The organism is Stakelama sediminis, assembly GCF_014199335.1.
Taxonomy (GTDB): Bacteria; Pseudomonadota; Alphaproteobacteria; order Sphingomonadales; family Sphingomonadaceae; genus Sphingomonas; species Sphingomonas sediminis.
Map to the genome: position 1 here is coordinate 16,238 of NZ_JACIJI010000006.1, position 21,910 is coordinate 38,147.

Annotated in this window: 27 protein-coding genes and 1 pseudogene; 27 read left to right on the forward strand and 1 reads right to left on the reverse strand. The window is 66.0% G+C overall.

Going from position 1 to position 21,910, the window contains the following annotated elements:
- The first annotated feature begins 258 nt into the window (after positions 1–258).
- Positions 259–1,188 (forward strand): DUF2493 domain-containing protein, encoded by a 930-nt coding sequence (locus FHR23_RS13315; RefSeq protein WP_184004955.1) that lies wholly within the window; start codon positions 259–261, stop codon positions 1,186–1,188.
- A gap of 164 nt (positions 1,189–1,352) precedes the next feature.
- Positions 1,353–1,769, forward strand: a complete 417-nt coding sequence (locus FHR23_RS13320; RefSeq protein WP_184004958.1) for a hypothetical protein — start codon at positions 1,353–1,355, stop codon at positions 1,767–1,769.
- On the opposite strand, the gene FHR23_RS13325 is transcribed toward FHR23_RS13320, so the two are convergent.
- On the reverse strand, positions 1,761–2,132 hold the full coding sequence (locus FHR23_RS13325; RefSeq protein ID WP_184004961.1) for a hypothetical protein: 372 nt from the start codon (positions 2,130–2,132) through the stop codon (positions 1,761–1,763). The two genes, FHR23_RS13320 and FHR23_RS13325, sit on opposite strands and share 9 nt — an antisense overlap.
- 467 nt (positions 2,133–2,599) lie before the next feature.
- Between FHR23_RS13325 and FHR23_RS13330 the strand changes: the two genes are divergently transcribed.
- From FHR23_RS13330 to trbL, 25 genes and pseudogenes are all read left to right on the forward strand, one after another.
- Complete coding sequence (locus FHR23_RS13330) at positions 2,600–3,004, forward strand: single-stranded DNA-binding protein (protein ID WP_184004965.1); 405 nt, start codon at positions 2,600–2,602, stop codon at positions 3,002–3,004.
- A gap of 455 nt (positions 3,005–3,459) precedes the next feature.
- Complete coding sequence (locus FHR23_RS13335; protein WP_169516635.1) at positions 3,460–3,624, forward strand: hypothetical protein; 165 nt, start codon at positions 3,460–3,462, stop codon at positions 3,622–3,624.
- 248 nt (positions 3,625–3,872) lie between these two features.
- The gene (locus tag FHR23_RS13340; RefSeq protein ID WP_184004968.1) at positions 3,873–4,139 is read left to right on the forward strand and encodes a helix-turn-helix domain-containing protein; all 267 of its coding nucleotides are present in this window, start codon (positions 3,873–3,875) and stop codon (positions 4,137–4,139) included.
- Between the two features lie 93 nt (positions 4,140–4,232).
- On the forward strand, positions 4,233–4,493 hold the full coding sequence (locus FHR23_RS13345; protein WP_184004971.1) for a DUF2285 domain-containing protein: 261 nt from the start codon (positions 4,233–4,235) through the stop codon (positions 4,491–4,493).
- A 128-nt stretch (positions 4,494–4,621) separates the two neighbouring features.
- A complete protein-coding gene (locus FHR23_RS16815; protein ID WP_221227538.1) occupies positions 4,622–4,846 on the forward strand; it encodes a transcriptional regulator domain-containing protein in 225 nt (74 codons plus the stop codon).
- Entirely contained in the window at positions 4,833–5,384 is a 552-nt protein-coding gene (locus FHR23_RS13350) for a DUF2285 domain-containing protein (protein ID WP_246359892.1), read from the forward strand. Before FHR23_RS16815 ends, FHR23_RS13350 begins: the two co-directional genes overlap by 14 nt.
- A 142-nt stretch (positions 5,385–5,526) precedes the next feature.
- Positions 5,527–5,808, forward strand: a complete 282-nt coding sequence (locus FHR23_RS13355) for a helix-turn-helix transcriptional regulator (RefSeq protein ID WP_184004976.1) — start codon at positions 5,527–5,529, stop codon at positions 5,806–5,808.
- 18 nt (positions 5,809–5,826) lie between these two features.
- Positions 5,827–6,648 (forward strand): annotated as a pseudogene (locus FHR23_RS13360) (replication initiator protein A); the annotation flags it as partial.
- A gap of 308 nt (positions 6,649–6,956) precedes the next feature.
- Positions 6,957–7,610: a ParA family partition ATPase gene (gene parA / locus FHR23_RS13365; protein ID WP_184004982.1), complete on the forward strand. Its 654-nt coding sequence runs from the start codon at positions 6,957–6,959 to the stop codon at positions 7,608–7,610.
- Positions 7,607–8,350 carry a DNA-methyltransferase gene (locus FHR23_RS13370; protein ID WP_184004985.1) on the forward strand — a complete coding sequence of 248 codons (744 nt, stop codon included), beginning with the start codon at positions 7,607–7,609 and terminating at the stop codon, positions 8,348–8,350. Before parA ends, FHR23_RS13370 begins: the two co-directional genes overlap by 4 nt.
- Positions 8,347–8,532: a hypothetical protein gene (locus FHR23_RS13375; RefSeq protein ID WP_184004988.1), complete on the forward strand. Its 186-nt coding sequence runs from the start codon at positions 8,347–8,349 to the stop codon at positions 8,530–8,532. Before FHR23_RS13370 ends, FHR23_RS13375 begins: the two co-directional genes overlap by 4 nt.
- Positions 8,529–9,050 carry a DUF2840 domain-containing protein gene (locus FHR23_RS13380; RefSeq protein WP_184004991.1) on the forward strand — a complete coding sequence of 174 codons (522 nt, stop codon included), beginning with the start codon at positions 8,529–8,531 and terminating at the stop codon, positions 9,048–9,050. Before FHR23_RS13375 ends, FHR23_RS13380 begins: the two co-directional genes overlap by 4 nt.
- The gene (locus FHR23_RS13385) at positions 9,047–9,592 is read left to right on the forward strand and encodes a S26 family signal peptidase (RefSeq protein WP_184004994.1); all 546 of its coding nucleotides are present in this window, start codon (positions 9,047–9,049) and stop codon (positions 9,590–9,592) included. The genes FHR23_RS13380 and FHR23_RS13385 overlap by 4 nt, the downstream gene beginning before the upstream one ends.
- Before the next feature lie 67 nt (positions 9,593–9,659).
- Positions 9,660–10,007, forward strand: a complete 348-nt coding sequence (locus tag FHR23_RS13390; protein ID WP_184004997.1) for a DUF736 domain-containing protein — start codon at positions 9,660–9,662, stop codon at positions 10,005–10,007.
- A 69-nt stretch (positions 10,008–10,076) separates the two neighbouring features.
- The gene (locus FHR23_RS13395) at positions 10,077–10,790 is read left to right on the forward strand and encodes a lytic transglycosylase domain-containing protein (protein WP_246359893.1); all 714 of its coding nucleotides are present in this window, start codon (positions 10,077–10,079) and stop codon (positions 10,788–10,790) included.
- A 243-nt stretch (positions 10,791–11,033) separates the two neighbouring features.
- Positions 11,034–12,773, forward strand: coding sequence for a relaxase/mobilization nuclease domain-containing protein (locus tag FHR23_RS13400; protein ID WP_184005003.1), 1,740 nt, complete (start codon positions 11,034–11,036; stop codon positions 12,771–12,773).
- A 24-nt stretch (positions 12,774–12,797) separates the two neighbouring features.
- The gene (locus FHR23_RS13405; RefSeq protein WP_184005005.1) at positions 12,798–14,783 is read left to right on the forward strand and encodes a conjugal transfer protein TraG; all 1,986 of its coding nucleotides are present in this window, start codon (positions 12,798–12,800) and stop codon (positions 14,781–14,783) included.
- Between the two features lie 5 nt (positions 14,784–14,788).
- A complete protein-coding gene (locus FHR23_RS13410) occupies positions 14,789–15,217 on the forward strand; it encodes a CopG family transcriptional regulator (RefSeq protein ID WP_184005007.1) in 429 nt (142 codons plus the stop codon).
- A gap of 187 nt (positions 15,218–15,404) precedes the next feature.
- Positions 15,405–16,388, forward strand: a complete 984-nt coding sequence (gene trbB, locus FHR23_RS13415) for a P-type conjugative transfer ATPase TrbB (protein WP_184005009.1) — start codon at positions 15,405–15,407, stop codon at positions 16,386–16,388.
- Positions 16,385–16,717 carry a TrbC/VirB2 family type IV secretion system protein gene (locus FHR23_RS13420; RefSeq protein WP_184005011.1) on the forward strand — a complete coding sequence of 111 codons (333 nt, stop codon included), beginning with the start codon at positions 16,385–16,387 and terminating at the stop codon, positions 16,715–16,717. Before trbB ends, FHR23_RS13420 begins: the two co-directional genes overlap by 4 nt.
- On the forward strand, positions 16,717–16,995 hold the full coding sequence (locus FHR23_RS13425; RefSeq protein ID WP_184005013.1) for a VirB3 family type IV secretion system protein: 279 nt from the start codon (positions 16,717–16,719) through the stop codon (positions 16,993–16,995). The genes FHR23_RS13420 and FHR23_RS13425 overlap by 1 nt, the downstream gene beginning before the upstream one ends.
- Before the next feature lie 14 nt (positions 16,996–17,009).
- Positions 17,010–19,454, forward strand: coding sequence for a conjugal transfer protein TrbE (gene trbE / locus FHR23_RS13430; RefSeq protein WP_184005015.1), 2,445 nt, complete (start codon positions 17,010–17,012; stop codon positions 19,452–19,454).
- 2 nt (positions 19,455–19,456) lie between these two features.
- Positions 19,457–20,221 (forward strand): P-type conjugative transfer protein TrbJ, encoded by a 765-nt coding sequence (gene trbJ, locus FHR23_RS13435; protein WP_184005017.1) that lies wholly within the window; start codon positions 19,457–19,459, stop codon positions 20,219–20,221.
- 21 nt (positions 20,222–20,242) lie between these two features.
- Positions 20,243–20,539, forward strand: coding sequence for a putative entry exclusion protein TrbK-alt (gene trbK-alt, locus FHR23_RS13440; protein WP_184005020.1), 297 nt, complete (start codon positions 20,243–20,245; stop codon positions 20,537–20,539).
- Positions 20,540–20,542: 3 nt separating this feature from the next.
- Complete coding sequence (gene trbL, locus FHR23_RS13445; protein WP_184005022.1) at positions 20,543–21,910, forward strand: P-type conjugative transfer protein TrbL; 1,368 nt, start codon at positions 20,543–20,545, stop codon at positions 21,908–21,910.

A 21,910-nucleotide genomic window follows, 5' to 3' on the forward strand; every position in this document is an offset into this window, starting at 1 on the left:
CGCGGAGAGGCCACACCCACGGCCTTCTGAGAGGGCGATCGGGGCGTCAGCCGGGCCGGACAGGCAATGCCGGTTGCCAACGATTTTCCGCCGCGTCCTGCGGACGCTTTGCATCGCGAAGCAAAATCGCCGGCCCCCGTCATCCTCCTCTGCGTTTCGGCCTCTCGCTGCGCTCCCGGTGCAGGTCCGTCCCGCCCGCCGCCTTTCGTCGCCACGAAGGCCGCGATGGGCGCGGCCACGAGCCGGAGGCAGACCACCATGACCGAACACCACGACACCGACTACGAGCCGCACCACGCATCCTCCCCGACCGATCACGTCCTTCAGGAACTGACGCTCTACGGCTACCGTCCCTTCGAGGATGAACCCGACCCGAGGCCGCTCCCCGAGGGCAATGTCGTGGCCGGCAGCATCGCCGACATCTTCGACGCCCTCGTGGTGGCGCTTTCGGACACCCGCCTCGAACCCGACCTAGAAGAACTGCTCTGGGGCACGGTCAACCTCTTCCAGCGCGCAGGCGACCGGATCGCACGCGAGCTGGACGACAACGAAGTGGCGCAACGCCGCCTTCAGCGGGAACAGGACGGCTCCGAGGTGAAATCCGTCGAACTGGAGCGCCTGACGGCAGAGGGGCAGACCCTTCTCGAACGGCGCGACGCCTTCGAGCTGATGCGCGACCAGGCCGCCGATCACTTCGAGCGCCATACTCACTCGATCTGGCGGCCGCGCACGGGCTCCATGGTCAACCATCGCAACCTGACCGCCGCGATGATCGACAGCCGCGACTTCCTCGCCGCGAAGAAGCACGCCGAGAACGAGGTGCTCCTTCCGCCCGGCCCGAAAGTGGCCTTCACCGGCGGTCTCGACTACAACGACCATCGCCTGATCTGGGCCAAGCTCGATCAGGTTCACGCCAAGCACCCCGACATGGTGCTGCTGCACGGTGGAAGCCCGAAGGGCGCCGAACTCATCGCCGCGAAATGGGCCAGCAACCGCAAGGTCACGCAAATCCCCTTCAAGCCCGACTGGACGAAGCACGCCAAGGCGGCGCCGTTCAAGCGCAACGATGCGATGCTCGACACCATGCCGATCGGAGTCATCCACTTCCCCGGAACCGGGATTCAGGACAACCTTGCGGACAAGGCCCGCAAGCTCGGCATCCCGGTCATGAAGCACGGCGGCGCGTAAGCGCCGCCGCAAGGCGGCTGTGACGGCCGCCAATACTTGATGGCGCAAAAGTTTGAAGGCTCTTATGATGTTTTCTTGCAGAACCGGCGAAGCAGCATAGTCGCAGGCGGAGCGTATCCGAAGTCAGCCTGTCGTGATCCTCAACTGTTCATCTGGAGGTTTCCATGACGCTGATCCTTCTCGCCATTTCGCTCACCATCACCTTCTGCGTGATCGCCTGGCATCTCGCCATCTATGCGCTGCCGGTGATGACGGGCATCACCACGTTCCAATATGTCTATGCGACTGGCTCGGGCTTCTGGCTTTCCGCCCTTGCTGCCATCGGTGCGGCCATCGGCTCCATCGTGCTCGTCATCGGCGTCCTCGGCTTTGCCAAGAACCCGGCCTTGCGCCTGATCGCACTCGCCATCTTCGCCATTCCGGCCGTCATCGCGGGCTTCGCGCTGGTTCATGGCGTGACCAAGCACATGATCGACTCGACCGTCGCCATCAATATCCTCGGCGGGATCGGTGGCATCGTCATCGGCATCGCTGCGGTGCTAAACCTCAATGCGGTCGGAACGGCTGCGCTTTCACGCTGACATTGTTGTTTCGGTGATGCTGGCGGCATGGGCCTGAAAGGATGGGTGTCGCCCTTCGGGCCGCTCATTCGGCTGCGCCGGAACCACGCCTGCGGCGCGTTTCCGCCATTCGGCTTCAATCGCTGACACGGGGCGGCGGCGATCCATCATTCCCACATCCGTCCCGGCAGCTTTCGCCGCCGGGTCTCTGGCCGTCCGATCAGAACAGAGTGTCATCGCCGTCGCTGAGCGCGCCATCGCCGTGTCGGTCGCGCCGTCCGGCCCGGTGCGTCGGCACCGGGCGGGATCTACGAGCGCGGCGGCCGGAGCGGTGCTGATCGGCTCATGGGATTGTGCGACGAGCCGCCCCGCGAACACCTTCATGCTTTTCCTGCAATGCACTGGATCGAATCTCATACCGTGGAACGATGATCCCGCCGTCGGTGCGGACAACCCGGCAGGCGTCTCATTCTCGCGGAAGCCCTCGCTTGCCTGCGAAGCCAAGGCGCGGATCGGCAGGCGAATGGGGCCGTGGCCGGTGCGCCTACGAGGCGATGCGTCTGGCCCTGTCGTCATCTGCCGCCAGCAAGGATGCGGTTCTGGCTCCGGTCTCCATCGGGCTTACGGAAGCACCAATCCCTCCGACTGACTGATCCCCTAAGTCCGTTCTGTTTCCTTCCGGCAACCCCCGCGGTTTCCGGCCGTGTTGCCGCGCGGGGCGCGGCTGCCCGCTCCACCCGGACCTTGGGGGTCAAGCCGCCGCCGAAGGCGACGATGCAGGAGTCTCCAGACGGCCTTTGCCGGGTCTCGTCGGAGGGAATGGTTCCTCCGAGAAGCAACGGAGACCTACCATGCAGAACATCGTCATCCTCGCTGGCAACATCGGCCAGGACCCGGAAACCCGCACCACCCAGGGCGGCACCAGGATCACCCACTTCACCCTCGCGACCTCGCGCCCCCGCTACTCTGAAGGCAAGGTGGTCCGCGACGACAAGGGCTACCGGGTGCAGGACACCGAATGGCACCGGATCACGGCCTTCAACGGCCTCGGCAAGACGATCGAGGAGCATTGCGAGAAGGGCATGAAGGTTCTGGTTCGCGGCCGCATCCACTACACCAAATGGACCGACCAGCAGGGCAATGACCGCTACGGCAGCGAAATCATCGCCGAGACCGTCGATTTCCTGAGCCGGGCGAAGCAGACCGAGAACGGCGGCGACGACCAGCGCGACATGGATGACGACATCCCATTCTGACCGGACGGCCAGAGACCCGGCGGCGAAAGCCGCCGGGATTTCTTATGTTCGCGCCGGATCGCCGCCCCACTTGCATCCCCCGCCACGCTGGCGCTGCGCACAGTCTCACGCGCGGGGATCGGAACAACCGGGCGTGCGTCAGGCGCATATTCGGCGGCGGGCATCACGCACGTCACGAACGGCGCGGGACGGATCGCGACCATCAGACGGCGAGCTAGGGGCAGCACCGGCAATGGCAATGCAGGGACAACCGGCTCCGGCAGGCGGAAACCACCCCGCTCTTATGGCTTAACCTTGGTTCCGGTCCCGGCCTTCCAGGGTCAACCCTCATGGGGTCCGCTACGCAAAGCGTGCGGTCGCTTCGTCTTCGCCTGCGCGATGACCCGGCCGAGCCCAAAACACTTCGGGCGCCCGTCGAGCGGGGAATGGTCCCCGCCAAAATCGGGAGCCGGACAATGACCCTCGCAACTGCCAACGCCTACGCCGCCAGTCTCGCCTCCACCCTGATGGTCGCCATCATCATCTTCCGCGCCGGCGACGGCACCATGAGCGTGATGCCCGCCACCGAATATGACGGCGACGATGACACCATCGTCTCCGAGATCGATCCCTTCGCGTGAAACGGGGCGGATCATCCGCCCCTCCATCTTTTTCAGACGCCGCCCGCCCAACGCTGTCGTCGGCGCACGGCGGACCGGGGGCCGCCTTGCAGGCTCCCCGATACCCCACGGCCCTGCGAATCGATGCACGGGGAGCCACGTCATCGCAGGTCCCTTGCAGCACCTTTGGGCTGGAAAAAGGAAGCAAAAACGACTAAAATAGCCGTAGTTCTGGAATGCGCGTAGGTCCGGATGGGAGGTGATCATGCATGATCACCGCCCGACAATCACGGGCCGCACGCGCGTTGCTGGGTTGGACACAGGAGACGCTCGCTGACAAGGCCCGCATATCGCTGACCGCGCTCAAACGCCTCGAATCCGAAAGCGGACTCGATGTGTACGAGACAACGCGCGATCAGGTGCGCAGGGCTTTGGAAGCTGCCGGCATCGTCTTCCTGTCCACCGATAAAGGGCAAGGAGTGTTGCTGGTCGATGATCGCGGAAATAAGTCCAATCCATCCACCGTCGCGCGCTGATCGGTGGGCAAAGCCCGCCGATGCCTGTTACCGCTCCATTTTGGACCAAGTTTGGTTAAGATGCAGCAGATGCATAGTAACCGAGCCTGCACCATGATCGAGACATTCGACGATACCGCGCCGGCAGGACAGGAACTCACCGCCTACGACAAGGCGCACGTCAAGCTCTACGCGCGCTTGCTGGACGCGGATGCCGACGGCGCCGATTGGGCAGAGGCGGTTCAAATCTTGTTCGGACTCGATCCCACACACGACCCCGAACGCTGTCGACGCATCCACGATAGTCATCTCGCTCGCGCTCGCTGGATGACGCATACCGGCTATCGGCATCTTCTGCGCCAGTCCCACGGCTGATCAGCCGCTGTTCGTCGCGATGCTTTTTGCGCATCACGCAATGTCCTCTCCCGGCCTTCCACCACCTGTGATGAAATAGGAAAACTGAGCGTTCGACTTGTGCGCGCAATCTGCGAGGAGTTGACGCTATGAGGCCAGATACAAGCGACTGGCGGGACGACAGCCGTTACGACTATTTCGATAGATTGCCGGTCGAAGGTCTCGCTTGGGAATGTCTTCGCCGATACGTTCCTTATCAGGAACTCTACAGCGGTCTTGTGAACGCTGCCGCCGAAGCCGCACCGCTTCCAAAAGATGCACAACAACTCTGGGGGCTGCGATTTCGCCGCCAGGCCGGGCTTGTCCGCGCTTGACCAAGATGTTGTGTGGTCGCCCTCATGCGATGGTGCCGTTCTTCTGCTGACACGCAGACCGGAGTTTCTGCCTCCTGCCTCCGCTGTATCTCCCGACCCGTTTGTCGTAGGGCGTGACGCCCCAGAAGGCGCCTATGCGTCCTTCTCCGAACACGACATCCGGGTTCTTTTCCTTTCCGACACTGTTCCAGACGACCAGCTCGCCGCGCTGGTTCCGTTCGACAGCGAGGTCTTCGACCGCATCGATGCCCTGACGCGCATGGCGCGCATCTGGCTCGGCCGCCCGCCGCCGCGCGATACGCGCATGACCACCGAGCAACGGCGGCGCTTCCGGCTCAAGCTCCGCGCCGCCGACGGTCATATGAACGGCGCAAGCTATCGCGAGATCGCCATCGCGATCTACGGCGCGGCGCGCGTCGACACCGAGCCCTGGAAGACATCGCCGCTGCGCGATGCCGTCATCGCCTTCGTCGAAGGCGGTCTTTCCCTCATTGACGGCAATTATCTGCAACTGCTGCGCCATCGCCGCCGCTCCTAGTCGCCGCGCCTCCATGGCATCCGGGTGGAGATTTTAGCCACCTCAAGTTCCCCATCCATCCCACCGACGGTTCTCCGCCACCGTGGTCGTTGTCAGCCGCTGATCGCCAGCGGCCCCCAGCAACCCCACGGAGGCCCGCCCCATGCGACCCGAAACCGCCGCGCTCCCGCCCCGCTACCTGCGGACCAAGGAAGCCGCTGAATTTCTCAGCCTGTCCGCCCGCACCCTCGAAAAACACCGGACCTACGGCACCGGCCCGGCCTACCGCAAACTCGGCGGGCGCGTCGTCTATGCCGTCGACGATCTCGAAACGTGGGCCGAACGCGGGGCGGTGACGTCGACGTCCGATCCGCGCGGCTCCGTACTTCCCGCAAAGCGCCAGACGCTGCCGACCGGCCAGAGCGCCGGCCGCTACGCGCGCTGATCCTGGCCAGTCCCTTTCATGGTGGTGCGGCGTCGTGACCCTTCGGAGCGTGGGCAGCTTGATTTGTTTCGCGCGCTCCCCGGCGACTTCGCGCCACGAGATGCGCAGGATCTCATGGCCTATCCTTTTTTCTCCCTCTCCAAATCCCATCGCGTCGCCCCGATCGACTTCGCGGCCGGCGACATCACGATCCGCGTCGAGGCCGTTCCAGATCATGGCATGGCCACGATCTGGGATGCCGACATCCTGATCTGGGCTGCCAGCCAGATCGTCGAAGCCCGCGACAACGGGCTTCGCACGTCCAGGCTGATGGCCGCGACGCCCTATGAAATCCTCACCTATGTCGGACGCGGCACATCGCTGCGCGACTATCAGCGCCTCAAGGCGGCGCTGGACCGGCTGCAATCGACCACCATCTCGACCTCGATCCGCCAGCCCACCGAGGGCCGCCGCCACCGTTTTTCATGGATCAACGAATGGCAGGAGCGCACCGACCGCAATGGACGGCCGGACGGTATCGAACTCATCGTCCCCGACTGGTTCTACAAAGCCGTCCTCGATGACGCGCTCATCCTCACCATCGACCCGGCCTATTTCTATCTGACCGGCGGTCTCGACCGCTGGCTCTACCGCATCGTGCGCAAGCACGGCGGCCGCCAGCGCAACGGCTGGCGTTTCGACCTGCGCCACCTCCACGTCAAATCCGGCAGTCTGTCGCCGTTCAAACGCTTCGCGTTCGAGCTACGCGACATCGTGCGGCGCCAGCCGCTGCCCGGCTACGTCCTGTCGCTGGAGGTGGAAATCGGCGGGCGCACGCTGCTCGCTTTCGAGCCGCTCCCGGCCTGTGGAAAACCTGTGGACGGCTTCGTGCTATCGGGAACCCGGACTATCGTGCCATCGGGAACCCAAGGCTCGTGCTATCAGGAACCCAAACCAGCCTTAACGTCCGGGAATCGCAGGCGGATTCGCGCCCTTAACTTAGAGTCTAACCAAGAATCTAACCTTGAAGAGCGCGCGCGCGATGTGGAACACCTCATCCGCGACGCCGCCAGAAACCTCAGCGTAGCCGCGAAAAAGCGCGTCCCGACCGCACAGGTCGGCGATCCCGAAGCGCCCTGGCTTCCCCTCGATCCGCCGGGGGAACGCCGATGATCGTCGCGCTTCTCAATCAGAAAGGCGGTGTCGGGAAGACGACGCTCGCCCTCCATCTCGCCGGTGAACTCGCCGGGCGCGGGCGCCGTGTCACGCTGATCGATGCGGACCCACAGGGTTCGGCGCTCGACTGGTCCGAGCAGCGCAGTCGTGAGGGCCTGCCGCGCGCGTTCGGTGTCGTCGGCCTGGCGCGCGATACGCTCCACCGCGAAGTACCCGAGCTGGCGCGCGATGTCGATCACATCGTCATCGACGGCCCGCCGCGTGTCGCCGGCCTCATGCGGTCGGCCTTGCTCGCCGCCGACCTCGTGCTGATCCCGGTGCAGCCATCGCCGCTCGACGGCTGGGCCTCGGCCGAAATGCTATCGCTCCTGTCAGAAGCGCGCATCTACCGGCCGCAGCTCGTCGCCCGCTTCGTTCTCAATCGCTGCGCCGCACGTACCGTCATCGCGCGCGAGACGGCCGAGACGCTGGCCGATCACGATCCGCCAGTGCTCGCCACGACCGTCGGCCAGCGCATCGTCTTCGCCGACGCCGCGCAGTCCGGGCGGCTCGCCTCGGAGATCGACAGCCGCTCGTCCGCCGGACGCGAGATCACCGCGCTCGCATCCGAGATCGGGCGGCTGCGCATCGGGAGGGACGGTTCATGATCGTCCTCACCGGCGACTGCCGCGAACTCATGCCGGCGCGCGGCCCGTTCGACATGATCCTCGCCGATCCGCCCTATGGCGACACCTCGCTTGCCTGGGATCGGCGCGTCGAGGGCTGGCTGGCGCTGGCGCGCGCCGCGCTCAAGCCCAGCGGGTCGATCTGGGTCTTCGGCTCGCTGCGCAGCATCATGGCGACCGCCACCCGTTTTGCGGACGCTGGATTGCGCATCGCGCAGGAGATCGTCTGGGAGAAGCAGAACGGCTCCAGTTTTCATGCCGACCGCTTCAAGCGCGTGCATGAGCTGGCGGTGCAGTTCTATGCGGCCGAGACGGCCTGGCGCGACATCTACAACGACGTCCAGACCACGCCAGATGCGACGGCCCGCACAGTCCGCCGCAAGCAGCGTCCTCCCCATACCGGCCAGATCGACGCCGGCCATTACGTCAGCCAGGACGGCGGGCCGCGCATCATGCGGTCGGTCATCTACCTGCGCAACTGCCACGGCCGCGCGATCCATCCGACCGAAAAGCCGTCGGTGCTGCTCGAAATCCTGATCCGCACGAGCTGCCCGCAAGGCGGGTTGCTCGGCGACTGGTTCGCAGGGTCGGGCGCGGCCGGCGAAGCCTGCCGGCTGTCCGCCCGCCGCTATATCGGCTGCGAGATCGATCCCGTCATGGCCGAGCGCGCCCGTTCACGGCTCGCCTCGCTTTTGCCCTTCGGCGACGGAGGCGCGTCATGACGGCCCGCGCCGAAAAGCGCGGCTTCGCCAAGCGCCCCGCCGATCCCGAGCAATGGATCAAGACGGCCGAGAGTCCACCGTGCGCATCCGAGGCGACCGCCTACTCGGCGCGGCTCACCATCGACGTGACGCCCGAGCTGCGCGGCCGCGAATTTCCCCCGACCCCAGGAGACCCCACATGACCGGCACCGCGGCCCCCCGCGTGCGCGGCGGCCCGATGCCGTCCGCGCTCTCCCATGATCGCATGACCCGCGTCGAACTGACGTGGATCGAGAAGAAGATCGAATACTGGATCAGGTTTGGCCAGGCGGCGAACGAACAGATCGTCGACCGTCGCCAGCGCATTCTCTCTTTCCGGCCGAACACCGTCTTCGCCTTCGTGCGATGGGCGGCGAACGACTTCGGAACGATCATCTCGCGCATCGACATTGTGCGTGCGGTCGAGCCGGGCGAGGCTTACCAGACGCTGCCTTTCGTGCGGCCGGGCGGCGAAATCCTACTGAAGATCGAAGGCTGGCCAAAGGTCGAGGACGTGCTGCGCCACGTCGATGCGATCGAGGCGATCGGCATCGATGCGGACGCCGTTTCGCCGGAGCACTGGCGGCACGTCCACAACCGGATGGCCGCCGCCCATCAGCCGCGCGCCTATACGCTCGAACAGCATCGCGCCTTCCTCCTGCGCAGGAAGGTGCAGCCATGACGCGCACCAGCCTCCTCCTCGTCATGGCGCTCGCCACGATGGGCATCGGCTATCCGGCGCTCACGCCGATGCCGATCAAGCTGATGTGGAACGCCTCGGCCAGCGCGCCCATCGGCCTCTACACGATCGACTTCGACGGCCCGTTCGACGTCACCGATCTGGTCGCGGTCGACGCACCCAAACCGCTCTCCGCCTTCATGGCCGAGCGCGGCTATCTGCCCAAGGGCGTGCCGCTGCTCAAGCGCGTTCTCGGCGTTTCCGGGCAGATCGTTTGCCGCATCGGCCGCACGATCACCGTGGACGGGATCGAAATGGGCGCGGCGCTGGAGCGCGACCGCATCGGGCGGGAACTGCCGGTCTGGCAGGGCTGCCGCCGCATCCAGACCGGCGAAGTCTTCCTCATGAACTGGCAGGTCCGCGACAGCCTCGACGGCCGCTACTTCGGCCTGACTTCCACCGACCAGATCATCGGCCACGCGGCCCCGCTTTGGACCGACGAAGACGGCACCGGCCGCTTTGAATGGCGTGCTCCGACCCGGTGAACGCCTGGCCATCGGCGGGAGCGGTGCCCGCCGACGGCTTTCCCAACGCACCGCAAAGGAAGCAATCATGCCTCAGATTGGTACATTCACACGCGAAGAGACCGGCTTCATCGGCAATCTTCTGACGCTGCTGCTCGTTCAGGACATCATCATCGTCCCGGCTGAGCCGTCAGACGCCGAAAACGCGCCCGATTATCGCGTTCACGTCTTCGATGCCATGAGCAACGAGACCACCGCCGAGATCGGCGCGGGGTGGAAGCGCATCGGCGAGAAGGCCGGCGAATATGTCGCCCTGTTGATCGACGATCCCACATTCATGCAGCCGATCCGCGCCAACCTGTTCCGCGACGACGATGCCGGAAAAGACTGGTCGCTGCACTGGTCGCGTCCGCGCGACCGCGCCGAGAAGGACTGACCGATGCCCGCTCGCCGTCCATCGACGAGCCATCGGAGTGCGCACGGGCGGCATCACGCCGCCCGGCGCATGGCTCTCTTTCTCCTTTCCGGCCTGATCCTCGCAGCGAGCGCGACCGGCGCCGCTCATGCGCAATCCGCCCCCATCGCCCGTCCGGCCGCCGTCGATCCCTTTGCCGCCCACATTACCGAGGCGGCGCAGCGGTTCGGCATCCCCGGACGCTGGATTCGCGCCGTGCTGCGCGCCGAGAGCGCGGGCGACGTGCGCGCCATCTCGTCGGCGGGTGCATTGGGACTGATGCAGGTCATGCCTGACACATGGGCTGGCTTGCGCGTCCGCTACCGTCTCGGCCGCGACCCTTTTGATCCGCGCGACAACATCATGGCGGGAGCGGCCTATCTGCGCGAAATGTGGGACCGCTATGGCGATGTCGGTGCGATGCTCGCGGCCTACAACGCCGGTCCCGGCCGCTATGACGACCATCGCTCGACCGGCCGCGCGTTGCCGCCCGAAACACGGACCTATGTCGCCGCGCTCGTGCCGGTTCTCGGCGGCGCGGCGGCACCCGAAACGTCAATTCAGCGAGCCGATCCGCCACCCGACTGGCGCGAGGCGGCGATCTTCGTCGTGCGTTCCGCCGACGCTCGCTCCGCAGCGCCACGGTCGGCCAATGAGCGTTCGGACGACAGCCGATCCCCCGTCACGGCGAGGCCATCCGATCCGGCCGCAACATCGGATTCGCCCCTTGTCGTCGCACGCTCCACTCCAGGAGATCGCCCATGAGCGTGCGGGCCGCCATTCGCATCCTCTCGTGTTCCGGCGTGTCATGGAGGGCGCAAGGGGCAGAGGCAGGCACAACAACCGGACGATGGCGAGATAAAAAGGCGCACGGTGCGCTTCGGTCGGTCGGTTGTTTTTGCTTGTTTTTTCGGCGCGTTCCGCACCGTGTCGTGCTTTCGCGCACCGTGCGACCCGCACCCATCTTCCTGATTTTCCTGTTCCTTTTGTACCGTGCGGAGTTCCGCCATGGCCGATGACAGCGAAATCCGCATCCGGCCTGGGCGCATCCGCTCGACCCGCGCACAGCAGGCCCGGCCCTTCATTTCGCAGGCGCTCGCCGCCGCGCAGAAGGCTGGGGGCCGCGTCTCCCGTTCCGGCAAGATCACGACGAGCAACCGCTCACGGTTCGGACGCGGCCAGCGCGCCAGCATTCAGGCCAACCGCCTGCTGACCGGCCGCTCGCGCATCGTCGTCATCAAGACCCGCGTGGTGCGCCATAGCGCGCGCGCCGCGCCGCTGGCTGCGCATCTGACCTATCTGCGCCGCGACGGCGTGACCCGAGACGGGGAGAAGGCGAGGCTGTTCGGCCCCGAAGGCGACAACGTGGACGCGCGCGACTTCGCGGCGCGCTGCGAGGACGACCGGCACCATTTCCGCTTCATCGTCTCGCCCGAGGACGCCGTGGATATGGCCGACCTCAAGGAACACGCCCGCGAACTGATGGGACAGATGGAAAAGGATCTCGGCACCAAGCTCGATTGGGTCGGTGTCGATCACTGGAACACCGACAACCCCCATATCCATATCATCCTGCGCGGCCGCACCGACGACGGCCAGGACCTCGTGATCTCCCGCGATTACATCAAGGAGGGAATGCGCGCCCGCGCGCAGGATCTCGTCACCCAGGAGCTCGGCCAGCGCACCGATCTGGAGATCAACCGCAATCTGGAGCGGCAGGTCGAGGCCGAACGCTGGACGCAGCTCGACCGGCAACTTGTCCGCGAGGCCGGCAAGTCGGGCATCATCGACCTCGCGCCGCAGCCCGGCCAGCAGCCGGACGAATTTCATGCGCTGAAGGTCGGCAGGCTGCGCACCCTCGAAATCCGTGGGCTGGCCGGACAGGTCGGACACCAGCAATGGTTCATCAAGGCCGAGGCCGAATCCGCGCTTCGCGAACTCGGCGAGCGCGGCGACATTATCAAACGGATGCACCGCGCGCTGACCGAACGCTGCATCGAGCGCGGCTCGGGGAGCTATGTCCTCGCCGGCGAGAGCCTCGATGTTCCCGTCATCGGCCGCCTGGTCGAGCGCGGCCTTGACGACGAGCTGAAGGGAACGGCCTACGCCGTGGTCGACGGCGTGGACGGCCGCACCCATCACATCAGGCTGCCGCATCTCGACGCCACCGGCGACAGCCCGCCGGGATCGATCGTCGAGCTGCGCGCTTACGAGGACGCGAAGGGCGATCGCCGTGTCGCGCTCGCCGTCCGCTCCGATCTCGATCTCCAGCATCAGGTGAGCGCCACCGGCGCGACCTGGCTCGACCGGCAATCCATCGCCCGCGAACCCGTCGCCATGTCGGACGGCGGCTTCGGCGCCGAAGTGCGGGACGCGATGCGGCAACGCGCGGAGCATCTGGTCGGCGAAGGTCTCGCCGAGCAGCAAGGGCGCCGCGTCATCTTCAACCGCAACCTGATCGAGACGCTCCGCCGCCGCGAACTAGATGCCATGGCCAGCAGGCTCGCAAAGGAGACCGGCCAGCCATTCAAACCGGCCGAAAGCGGCGAATATGTTGCCGGCACATATCGCCAGCGTCTGACGCTCGCCTCCGGCCGCTTCGCCATGGTCGACGACGGCCTCGGCTTCCAGCTCGTGCCCTGGTCGCCATCCCTCGACAGGCAGCTCGGCCGCCACGTCTCCGGCGTCGCCCGCGACGGCGGCGGCGTCGATTGGGATTTCGGCCGTAAGCGCGGGCTCGGCCTCTAGCTTCAACAGACAAGGAACATCGCAATGTCCGCGACCAAAATCCTCTGGGGACAGATTCTGATCGTCTTCCTCATCGTCCTCTCTACCACCTGGGGCGCGACCGAATATGTCGCCTGGAGGCTCGGGTTCCAGGCGCAGCTTGGGCCGCCCTGGTTCGTCCTGTTCGGCTGGCCGATCTATCATCCGCCCAGCTTCTTCTGGTGGTGGTTTTCCTACGACGCCTATGCGTCCGAGATATTCACCGAGGGCGCGTTCGTCGCCGCGTCAGGCGGCTTCATCGCGATCGCCGTCGCGATCGGCATGTCGGTCTGGCGGGCGCGCGAAGCCAGGGACGCCGCGACCTATGGCTCGGCACGCTGGGCCGAGAAGGAAGAGGTGAAGGCCGCGGGGCTGCTCGATCCCGATGGCGTCGTGCTCGGCCGCTACGAAAGAGAGTATCTGCGCCATGACGGGCCGGAGCATGTGCTGTGCTTCGCGCCGACGCGATCGGGCAAAGGCGTCGGCCTTGTCGTGCCCTCGCTCCTGACCTGGCCGGGCTCGGCCATCGTCCACGACATCAAGGGCGAGAACTGGACGCTGACATCCGGTTTCCGCGCGCACCACGGCCGCGTGCTGCTGTTCGATCCGACCAATCCGAAATCCTCGGCCTACAATCCCTTGCTCGAGGTGCGGCGCGGCGAGTGGGAAGTGCGCGACGTGCAAAACATCGCCGATATTCTGGTCGATCCCGAAGGGAGCCTCGACAAGCGCAACCACTGGGAAAAGACCTCCCATTCGCTGCTCGTCGGCGCGATCCTCCATGTCCTCTACGCCGAGCCGGAAAAGACGCTCGCCGGTGTCGCCAACTTCCTCTCCGATCCGAAACGCCCCGTCGAATCCACGCTGCGCGCCATGATGAAGACCGCCCATCTCGGCGAGGACGGCCCGCATCCTGTCGTTGCCAGCGCGGCGCGCGAGCTGCTGAACAAATCCGACAACGAACGCTCCGGCGTCCTGTCCACGGCCATGTCGTTCCTCGGCCTCTACCGCGATCCTGTCGTCGCCGAGGTGACGCGGCGCTGTGACTGGCGCATCAGCGACGTCGTGGGCGGCGAGCGCCCGACGACGCTTTACCTCGTCGTGCCGCCGTCCGACATCAATCGCACCAAGCCGCTGATCCGGTTGCTGCTGAACCAGATCGGCCGCCGTCTGACCGAGGATCTGCAGGCAAAGGGCGACCGTCACCGCCTGCTCTTGATGCTCGACGAGTTTCCGGCGTTGGGGCGGCTCGACTTTTTCGAGAGCGCACTGGCTTTCATGGCGGGCTATGGCCTCAAAGCCTTCCTGATCGCGCAGTCGCTCAACCAGATCGAAAAGGCATACGGCCCCAACAACTCCATTCTCGACAACTGCCACGTCAGGGTCAGCTTCGCCACGAACGACGAGCGCACCGCCAAGCGTGTGTCCGATGCGCTGGGCACCGCAACCGAAATGAAGGCGATGAAGAACTATGCCGGGCATCGACTGTCGCCCTGGCTCGGCCATCTGATGGTCTCGCGCTCGGAGACCGCCCGCCAGTTGCTGACGCCCGGCGAGATCATGCAGCTCCCGCCGAGCGAGGAAATCGTCATGGTCGCCGGCACCCCGCCGATCCGGACGAAGAAGGCGCGCTACTACGAGGACGCCCGTTTCCGCGAGCGCCTGCTGTCACCGCCCGAACTGAAACGTCCCGACAAGCCTCGCCCCGACGACTGGAGCAGCCTGCCGATCCCGGCGCGGCCGGAGGCGCTGGGCGCGCAGGCACCCGGCGGATCGGACGACGAAGACACCACCGATTCCGAGCGCCGGCTGCAACCCGAACTCAGCCGCGCCAAGCCGGTAGAAAAGAAAGAACCCATCGCCAACGAGTTCGAGATCGAGCTTCCCGACGACACCGACGAGGACGCCACGCGCAATCGACGGATGATCCGCCAGGTTCAGGGCATCGCGCGCCAGGTGGCGCTCGACCCCAATGACGGCATGGACCTGTAAGCGCCATGGCCAGCCATCGGAAAAAGTCGAAGTTCACGGTCTATCTGGACCCCGACGTGACACAGGCGCTGGCGGATTTCGCCGCGCGCCGGGATCAATCGCAATCCATGGTCGCCGAGGCCGCCATCGCATCGTTCCTGTCGCCGGACGACGCCCAGCGACGCGAGGCTGTCGTCGCCAAGCGCCTTGACCAGATCGACCGCCGCATGACCCGCATGGAGCGGGACATCGGCATCGCCGTCGAAACGCTGGCGGTGTTCATCCGCTTCTGGATCACGACCACGCCAGCCTTGCCGGAGCCTGCCGCGCAGGCGGCACGCGCCAAGTCGGCCGAACGGTATGAGGCTTTCATCACCGCGCTCGGCCGGCGTCTCGTCAAGGGTCCGAAGCTGCGACAGGAGATCCCCGAAGACGTCTCCGAGTCGGAGCCGTGACGATCTCGCGCGTCATCTGGTGAGCCGGCGACGACATCAAGATCGAGGCTCCACCGCCGTTCTCCTGTATTTGCACGCCACGCTACTACTACGACCGATACTTGTTGAACCGGCCCGATTTCGGGCTCTTTTAATCGACCCCATTCCGGGGACTGTCTGTTGCGCCTCGTGAGGAAACGGGGCCGATATGACCACTTCATACCAGAAACCAGAGGCGATCCAACGCGGCGCAAGGATGCTGCGCACGGCGCTTGGCCCGGCCATCGCACGCTTTCTGGAAGACCCCGCCGTCGTCGAGGTGATGCTGAATCCTGATGGGCGCATCTGGATCGATCGCCTGTCCGAAGGGCTGGCCGATACGGGCGAGAGACTGTCGGTCGCGGATGGCGAACGCATCGTGCGCCTGGTCGCGCACCATGTCGGCGCGGAGGTTCATGATCGATCCCCGCGCGTCTCGGCCGAGCTGCCCGAGAGCGGCGAGCGGTTCGAAGGCCTGCTTCCGCCCGTCGTCGCTGCGCCCGCATTCGCGATCCGCAAGCCCGCCGTCGCGGTCTTCACGCTCGACGATTATGTGGCTGCCGGCATCATGACCGCCGATCAGGCCGCAACCTTGCGCGAAGCCGTCGCGGCGCGCGCCAACATCCTCGTCGCGGGCGGCACCTCGACCGGCAAGACCACCTTGACCAATGCGCTGCTCGCCGAAGTCGCCAAGACCGCCGATCGCGTCGTCATCATCGAGGACACGCTCGAACTGCAATGCACAGCGTCCAACCTCGTCGCCATGCGCACCAAGGACGGCGTCGCCACGCTCTCGGATCTCGTCCGGTCCTCACTGCGCCTGCGGCCCGACCGCATCCCCATCGGCGAGGTGCGCGGCGCTGAAGCGCTCGACCTTCTCAAAGCCTGGGGCACCGGACACCCCGGCGGCATCGGCACCATTCATGCCGGCACCGGCATCGGCGCGCTGCGCCGTCTCGAACAGCTCATCCAGGAAGCCGTCGTCACCGTCCCGCGCGCGCTGATCGCCGAGACGATCGATCTCGTCGCCGTCCTGTCAGGCCGCGGGTCCGCGCGCCGGCTCGCCGAACTCGCCCGTGTCGAAGGGCTCGGCCCGGACGGGGATTACCGCATCAGCCCTGCAACCCCCATCAACGCTGGAGACCATTCATGATCCGCATCCCCATGCGCGTCCGTCGCACCGTCGCGACGGTCGCCGCCGTCACCTACGTCAATCTCGTCCTCGCTCCCGCCGCCCACGCCTCCGGCTCCTCCATGCCGTGGGAAGCGCCGCTCCAGAAAATCCTTCAGTCGATCGAAGGCCCGGTCGCAAAGATCGTCGCAGTCATCATCATCATCGCGACGGGTCTGGCGCTCGCCTTCGGCGACACGTCTGGCGGCTTCCGCAAGCTGATCCAGATCGTGTTCGGCCTGTCGATCGCCTTCGCGGCGTCGAGCTTCTTCCTGTCGTTCTTCTCGTTTGGCGGCGGGGCGCTCGTCTGATGGCCGTCGCCTTCGAGCAACTGGATGTGCCGGGATTCACCGTCCCGGTTCACCGCGCACTGACCGAGCACATCCTGCTCGGCGGTGCGCCGCGCTCCATCGCGATCCTCAACGGGACGCTAGCCGGAGCCGTGGGCCTCGGCCTGCGCCTCTGGCTGGTCGGCATCGCCATCTGGGCCATCGGCCATGTCGCTGCCGTGTGGGCCGCCAAGCGCGATCCCCAATTCGTCGAGGTCGGCCGACGCCATCTGCGCGTCCCAGCTTTTCTCGCGGCCTGAAGGGGACGCCCGCCATGATGAACCTCTCCGAATATCGCCGCACCGCAGCCCGCCTTGCCGATTTCCTGCCCTGGGCCGCCTTGGTCGGCCCCGGCGTCGTCGTGAACAAGGACGGCTCTTTCCAGCGCACGGCGCGCTTTCGCGGCCCCGATCTTGATAGCGCCGTCGCCGCCGAACTGGTGGCCGTCGCAGGCCGCATCAACAACGCCTTCCGCCGTCTCGGCTCGGGCTGGAGCATCTTCGTCGAGGCGCAGCGAAGCGAAGCCGCGACCTATCCCGACAGCAGCTTTCCCGATCCGGCATCCGGCCTGGTGGACGAGGAACGCAAGGCCGATTTCGAGGAAGCCGGCAGCCATTTCGTGTCGGACTACTATCTGACCTTCCTCTATCTGCCGCCCGCCGAGGACGCCGCCCGGGCCGAGACATGGCTGTACGAGGGCCGCGAGCAATCCGGCGTCGATCCCCATGAGGTGATGCGTGGGTTCATCGACCGCACCGACCGGGTGCTCGCGCTGCTCGATGGCTTCATGCCCGAATGCGGCTGGCTCGATGACTCGGAAACGCTGACCTATCTGCATTCGACCGTTTCGACGAAACGCCACCGCGTCCGCGTTCCCGAAACCCCAGTCTATCTCGATGCGCTGCTTGTCGATCAGCCGCTGACCGGCGGCCTGGAGCCGCGCCTTGGCGACCAGCATCTGCGCGTCCTCACCGTCATCGGCTTTCCGACCGCGACGACGCCGGGGCTGCTCGACGAGCTCAACCGGCTCGCTTTCCCGTATCGCTGGTCCACTCGCGCGATCCTGCTCGACAAGACCGACGCGACCAAACTGCTGACCAAAATCCGCCGCCAGTGGTTCGCCAAGCGCAAGTCGATCGCCGCGATCCTCAAGGAAGTCCTGACCAACGAGGCGTCGGCGCTGGTCGACACCGATGCGTCCAACAAGGCCGCCGACGCCGACATGGCCTTGCAGGAACTCGGCGCCGATGTCGCCGGCATGGCCTATGTCACGGCCACCATCACGGTCTGGGATGCCGACCCGCGCATCGCCGACGAGAAGTTGCGCCTGGTCGAGAAGGTCATTCAGGGCCGCGACTTCACGCCCATGACCGAGACGGTGAATGCGGTCGATGCCTGGCTCGGCAGCTTGCCCGGCCACGCCTACGCCAATGTCCGCCAGCCTCCCATCAGCACTTTGAATCTCGCCCACATGATCCCCCTGAGTGCCGTGTGGGCGGGGCCGGAACGGGACGAGCATTTCGGTGCGCCCCCCTTGCTTTACGGCAAGACCGAAGGCTCGACCCCGTTCCGGTTATCCCTCCATGTCGGCGACGTCGGCCATACGCTCGTCGTCGGCCCGACCGGCGCGGGCAAGTCCGTGCTGCTCGCGCTCATGGCCTTGCAGTTCCGGCGCTATAGCGATGCCCAGGTCTTCGCCTTCGATTTCGGCGGCTCGATCCGCGCCGCGGCACTCGCCATGGGCGGCGACTGGCACGATCTTGGCGGCGGCCTCACCGAAGGCTCCGACGCATCCGTCTCGCTTCAGCCGCTCGCCCGCATCCACGACACCTATGAGCGTGCCTGGGCGGCAGACTGGATCGTCGCAATCCTGATGCGCGAGGCGATCCAGATCACGCCGGACGTGAAGGAGCATATCTGGACGGCGCTTACCTCGCTCGCGTCCGCGCCGGTCGAAGAACGCACAATCACCGGCCTGTCGGTGCTGCTCCAGTCTAACGACATCAAACAGGCGCTCCGGCCCTATTGCGTAGGCGGCGCCTATGGCCGGCTGCTCGACGCCGAGGCCGAACATCTGGGCTCCGCCGCCGTGCAGGCGTTCGAGATCGAGGGGCTGGTCGGCACCGGCGCGGCGCCCGCCGTGCTCGCCCATCTCTTCCACCGCATCGGCGACCGGCTCGACGGCCGACCGACGCTGCTCATCATCGACGAAGGCTGGCTCGCGCTCGACGATGAAGGCTTTGCCGGCCAGCTCCGCGAATGGCTGAAGACGCTGCGCAAGAAGAACGCATCGGTCATCTTCGCCACGCAGTCGCTCAGCGACATCGACAATTCGAGCATCGCGCCCGCCATCATCGAAAGCTGCCCGACGCGGCTGCTCCTCCCGAACGAACGCGCAATCGAGCCGCAGATCACGGCGATCTATCGCCGCTTCGGCCTCAATGATCGCCAGATCGAGATCCTGGCACGGGCGACGCCCAAGCGCGACTACTACTGCCAGTCTCGACGCGGAAACCGCCTGTTCGAGCTGAGCCTGTCCGAAGTCGGCCTTGCGCTCTGCGCCGCATCCTCAAAATCCGACCAGACCCTGATCGCCAACCTCGTCGCCGAACATGGCCGCGAAGGTTTCCTTGCGGCCTGGCTTCGCGCCCGCGACGCCGGCTGGGCCGTCGATCTCATCCCGACTTTTCCGTCCCCCCAAGCAGCAAAGGAGTCCTGACCATGATTACCCGTTTCCGCTCGCGCGCCATGGCGCTCGCCGCAGCCATGCTGGCGGCCGCGCCGCTCGCGCTCTCGCCGATGGTGGCGACGCCCGCGCACGCCATCATCGTCTTCGATCCCTCCAATTACGCGCAAAACGTCCTGACCGCTGCGCGCACACTGGAGCAGATCACCCATCAGATCACCTCGCTTCAGAACGAAGCGCAGATGCTCATCAATCAGGCGAAAAACCTGGCGAGCCTGCCTTACTCCGCGCTCCAGACCTTGCAGCAGAACGTGCAGCGCACCCAGCAGCTTCTCCAGCAGGCGCAGGGCATCGCGTTCAACGTCCAGCAGATCGACCAGATGTTCACCCAGAAATATGGGAACGTCTCGATGTCGACGACCGACAAGCAGATGGTCGCCGACGCCCGCTCGCGCTGGCAGAACACCGTCGGCGGCTTGCAGGACGCGATGCGCGTGCAGGCCGGCGTCGTCGCGAACATCGACACAAACCGCACGCAGATGTCGGCGCTGGTCAGCCAGAGCCAGGGCGCGAGCGGCGCGCTTCAGGCGACCCAGGCCGGCAATCAGATCCTCGCGCTCCAGTCGCAACAGCTCTCCGATCTCGTCGCGCTGCTCGCCTCCAATGGCCGCGCCAATGCGCTCACCGAGGCCGAACGCACCGCGGCCGCCGAACAGGGCCGCGAACAGCGCCGCCGCTTCCTGACGCCGGGCTCGGGCTACCAGCCCGGCAACGCCCAGATGTTCAACAGCGGCAAATAAACGCCGGAAAGGAGAAGGCTCATGGACGGCAAGTTGCTGGCCCGGCTGGGCGCTATCGTATTCGTCGCGGTCGCCGTCACGGCGACGGCGATCGAAATGACTCGCAAGCAGGACGCGCCGGCATCGCCGTCGGCGCGTCAGCTCCAGCCCGAACGCGATCCGCTGCGCGAGAGCCAGCGCCGGTGCCAGCAACTTGGTCAACAGGCCGCAAGCGACCCGGAATGCCTCCGCGTCTGGGCTGAAACCCGCGACCGCTTCCTCGGCAACGCGCCCATGCCGGTCGCACCGGCAGCGCCCGCCACAGCGGAAGGGCGGTGAGCCATGGGCGGCGCAGGCGTCATCGACAATTTCCTCGGCGTATTCACCAAATACATCGACTCGGGCTTCGGCCTTCTCTCCGGCGAAGTGGCGTTCATCGCAACCACGTTGATCGTGATCGACGTGACACTGGCGGCCCTGTTCTGGAGCTGGGCCGGCGATGACGACATCATCGCGCGCCTGGTCAAGAAGACCTTGTTCGTCGGCGTGTTCGCCTATCTCATCGGCAACTGGAACAACCTTGCGAAGATCGTCTTCGACAGCTTCGCGGGGCTTGGCCTGAAGGCGAGCGGCACGGGCTTTTCGGCCGCCGACCTGATGCGCCCCGGCAAGGTCGCGCAGACCGGCCTCGATGCCGCCCGGCCGTTGCTTGAAGCGATCTCGCCGCTGATGGGCTGGATCTCGGTATTCGAGAACCTGATCCAGATCATGTGCCTGCTGTTTGCCTGGGCGCTCGTGATCCTTGCCTTCTTCATCCTTGCGATCCAGCTCTTCGTCACCCTGATCGAGTTCAAGCTGGCGACACTCGCCGGATTCGTCCTCATTCCGTTCGGCCTCTTCGGCAAGACCGCCTTCATGGCCGAGCGTGTGCTTGGCAACGTCATTTCCAGCGGCATCAAGGTTCTGGTGCTGGCCGTCATCATCGGCATCGGCTCGACGCTCTTCGGCGAGTTCACCAAGGGCTTCGGCGGCACGACGCCGACCGTCGATGACGCCATGGCGATCGTGCTCGCCGCTCTCTCGTTGCTCGGTCTCGGCATCTTCGGTCCCGGCATCGCCAACGGACTCGTCTCGGGCGGTCCCCAGCTCGGCGCGGGCGCGGCTGTGGGCACTGGCCTTGCCGTCGGCGGCGCAGCCCTTGCGGCAGGTGGTGCGGCAGGTCTCGCCATCAAAGGCGGATCGGCGGCGCTCTCCGGTGGCGCTGCCGTGGCACGCGGCGGCGCGACGGCGGCAGGTGCGGCATCTGCCGCCTATTCGCTCGCCTCTGTAGGGCAGTCCGGTGCGGCCGGCGTCGCCTCCGGCATGGGCGGTGTTGCCCACGCCGCAGGCTCCGCAGCCGTCTCGCCGCTGAAGCGTGCCGTGGCACGCGCCTCCGAAAGCATGAAATCCAGCTTCTCGGATGGTGCGAAGGTCGGCTTCGAGGCGACCGGCGGCTCCTCGACCATGGGCACGGTCGGCGGTGGTCTGCAAGGAACCGAGGCCGCGTCCACGCCGACAGCCCCGGCGGGCGGCGCCCCCGATTGGGCCAAGCGCATGAAGCGCGGTCAGCATCTTTCACACGGCGTCAGCGCCGCCGCCCACGCCGTCCGTTCCGGCGACAGTCACGGCTCCGGTTCTTCCGTCAACCTCTCTGAAAGCGACCGCTCATGA

Coding starts and splice junctions, on each gene's coding strand:
- FHR23_RS13335 (WP_169516635.1), top strand. CDS start 3,460: ATGACCCTCGCAACTGCCAACGCCTACGCCGCCAGTCTCGCCTCCACC.
- FHR23_RS13320 (WP_184004958.1), top strand. CDS start 1,353: ATGACGCTGATCCTTCTCGCCATTTCGCTCACCATCACCTTCTGCGTG.
- FHR23_RS13340 (WP_184004968.1), top strand. CDS start 3,873: ATGATCACCGCCCGACAATCACGGGCCGCACGCGCGTTGCTGGGTTGG.
- FHR23_RS13390 (WP_184004997.1), top strand. CDS start 9,660: ATGCCTCAGATTGGTACATTCACACGCGAAGAGACCGGCTTCATCGGC.
- FHR23_RS13370 (WP_184004985.1), top strand. CDS start 7,607: ATGATCGTCCTCACCGGCGACTGCCGCGAACTCATGCCGGCGCGCGGC.
- FHR23_RS13345 (WP_184004971.1), top strand. CDS start 4,233: ATGATCGAGACATTCGACGATACCGCGCCGGCAGGACAGGAACTCACC.
- trbB (WP_184005009.1), top strand. CDS start 15,405: ATGACCACTTCATACCAGAAACCAGAGGCGATCCAACGCGGCGCAAGG.
- FHR23_RS13330 (WP_184004965.1), top strand. CDS start 2,600: ATGCAGAACATCGTCATCCTCGCTGGCAACATCGGCCAGGACCCGGAA.
- trbE (WP_184005015.1), top strand. CDS start 17,010: ATGATGAACCTCTCCGAATATCGCCGCACCGCAGCCCGCCTTGCCGAT.
- FHR23_RS13385 (WP_184004994.1), top strand. CDS start 9,047: ATGACGCGCACCAGCCTCCTCCTCGTCATGGCGCTCGCCACGATGGGC.
- FHR23_RS13425 (WP_184005013.1), top strand. CDS start 16,717: ATGGCCGTCGCCTTCGAGCAACTGGATGTGCCGGGATTCACCGTCCCG.
- FHR23_RS13325 (WP_184004961.1), bottom strand. CDS start 2,132: ATGAAGGTGTTCGCGGGGCGGCTCGTCGCACAATCCCATGAGCCGATC.
- FHR23_RS13315 (WP_184004955.1), top strand. CDS start 259: ATGACCGAACACCACGACACCGACTACGAGCCGCACCACGCATCCTCC.
- FHR23_RS13405 (WP_184005005.1), top strand. CDS start 12,798: ATGTCCGCGACCAAAATCCTCTGGGGACAGATTCTGATCGTCTTCCTC.
- FHR23_RS13375 (WP_184004988.1), top strand. CDS start 8,347: ATGACGGCCCGCGCCGAAAAGCGCGGCTTCGCCAAGCGCCCCGCCGAT.
- FHR23_RS13380 (WP_184004991.1), top strand. CDS start 8,529: ATGACCGGCACCGCGGCCCCCCGCGTGCGCGGCGGCCCGATGCCGTCC.
- FHR23_RS13400 (WP_184005003.1), top strand. CDS start 11,034: ATGGCCGATGACAGCGAAATCCGCATCCGGCCTGGGCGCATCCGCTCG.
- parA (WP_184004982.1), top strand. CDS start 6,957: ATGATCGTCGCGCTTCTCAATCAGAAAGGCGGTGTCGGGAAGACGACG.
- trbL (WP_184005022.1), top strand. CDS start 20,543: ATGGGCGGCGCAGGCGTCATCGACAATTTCCTCGGCGTATTCACCAAA.
- FHR23_RS13395 (WP_246359893.1), top strand. CDS start 10,077: ATGGCTCTCTTTCTCCTTTCCGGCCTGATCCTCGCAGCGAGCGCGACC.
- FHR23_RS13355 (WP_184004976.1), top strand. CDS start 5,527: ATGCGACCCGAAACCGCCGCGCTCCCGCCCCGCTACCTGCGGACCAAG.
- FHR23_RS16815 (WP_221227538.1), top strand. CDS start 4,622: ATGAGGCCAGATACAAGCGACTGGCGGGACGACAGCCGTTACGACTAT.
- FHR23_RS13410 (WP_184005007.1), top strand. CDS start 14,789: ATGGCCAGCCATCGGAAAAAGTCGAAGTTCACGGTCTATCTGGACCCC.
- trbJ (WP_184005017.1), top strand. CDS start 19,457: ATGATTACCCGTTTCCGCTCGCGCGCCATGGCGCTCGCCGCAGCCATG.
- trbK-alt (WP_184005020.1), top strand. CDS start 20,243: ATGGACGGCAAGTTGCTGGCCCGGCTGGGCGCTATCGTATTCGTCGCG.
- FHR23_RS13420 (WP_184005011.1), top strand. CDS start 16,385: ATGATCCGCATCCCCATGCGCGTCCGTCGCACCGTCGCGACGGTCGCC.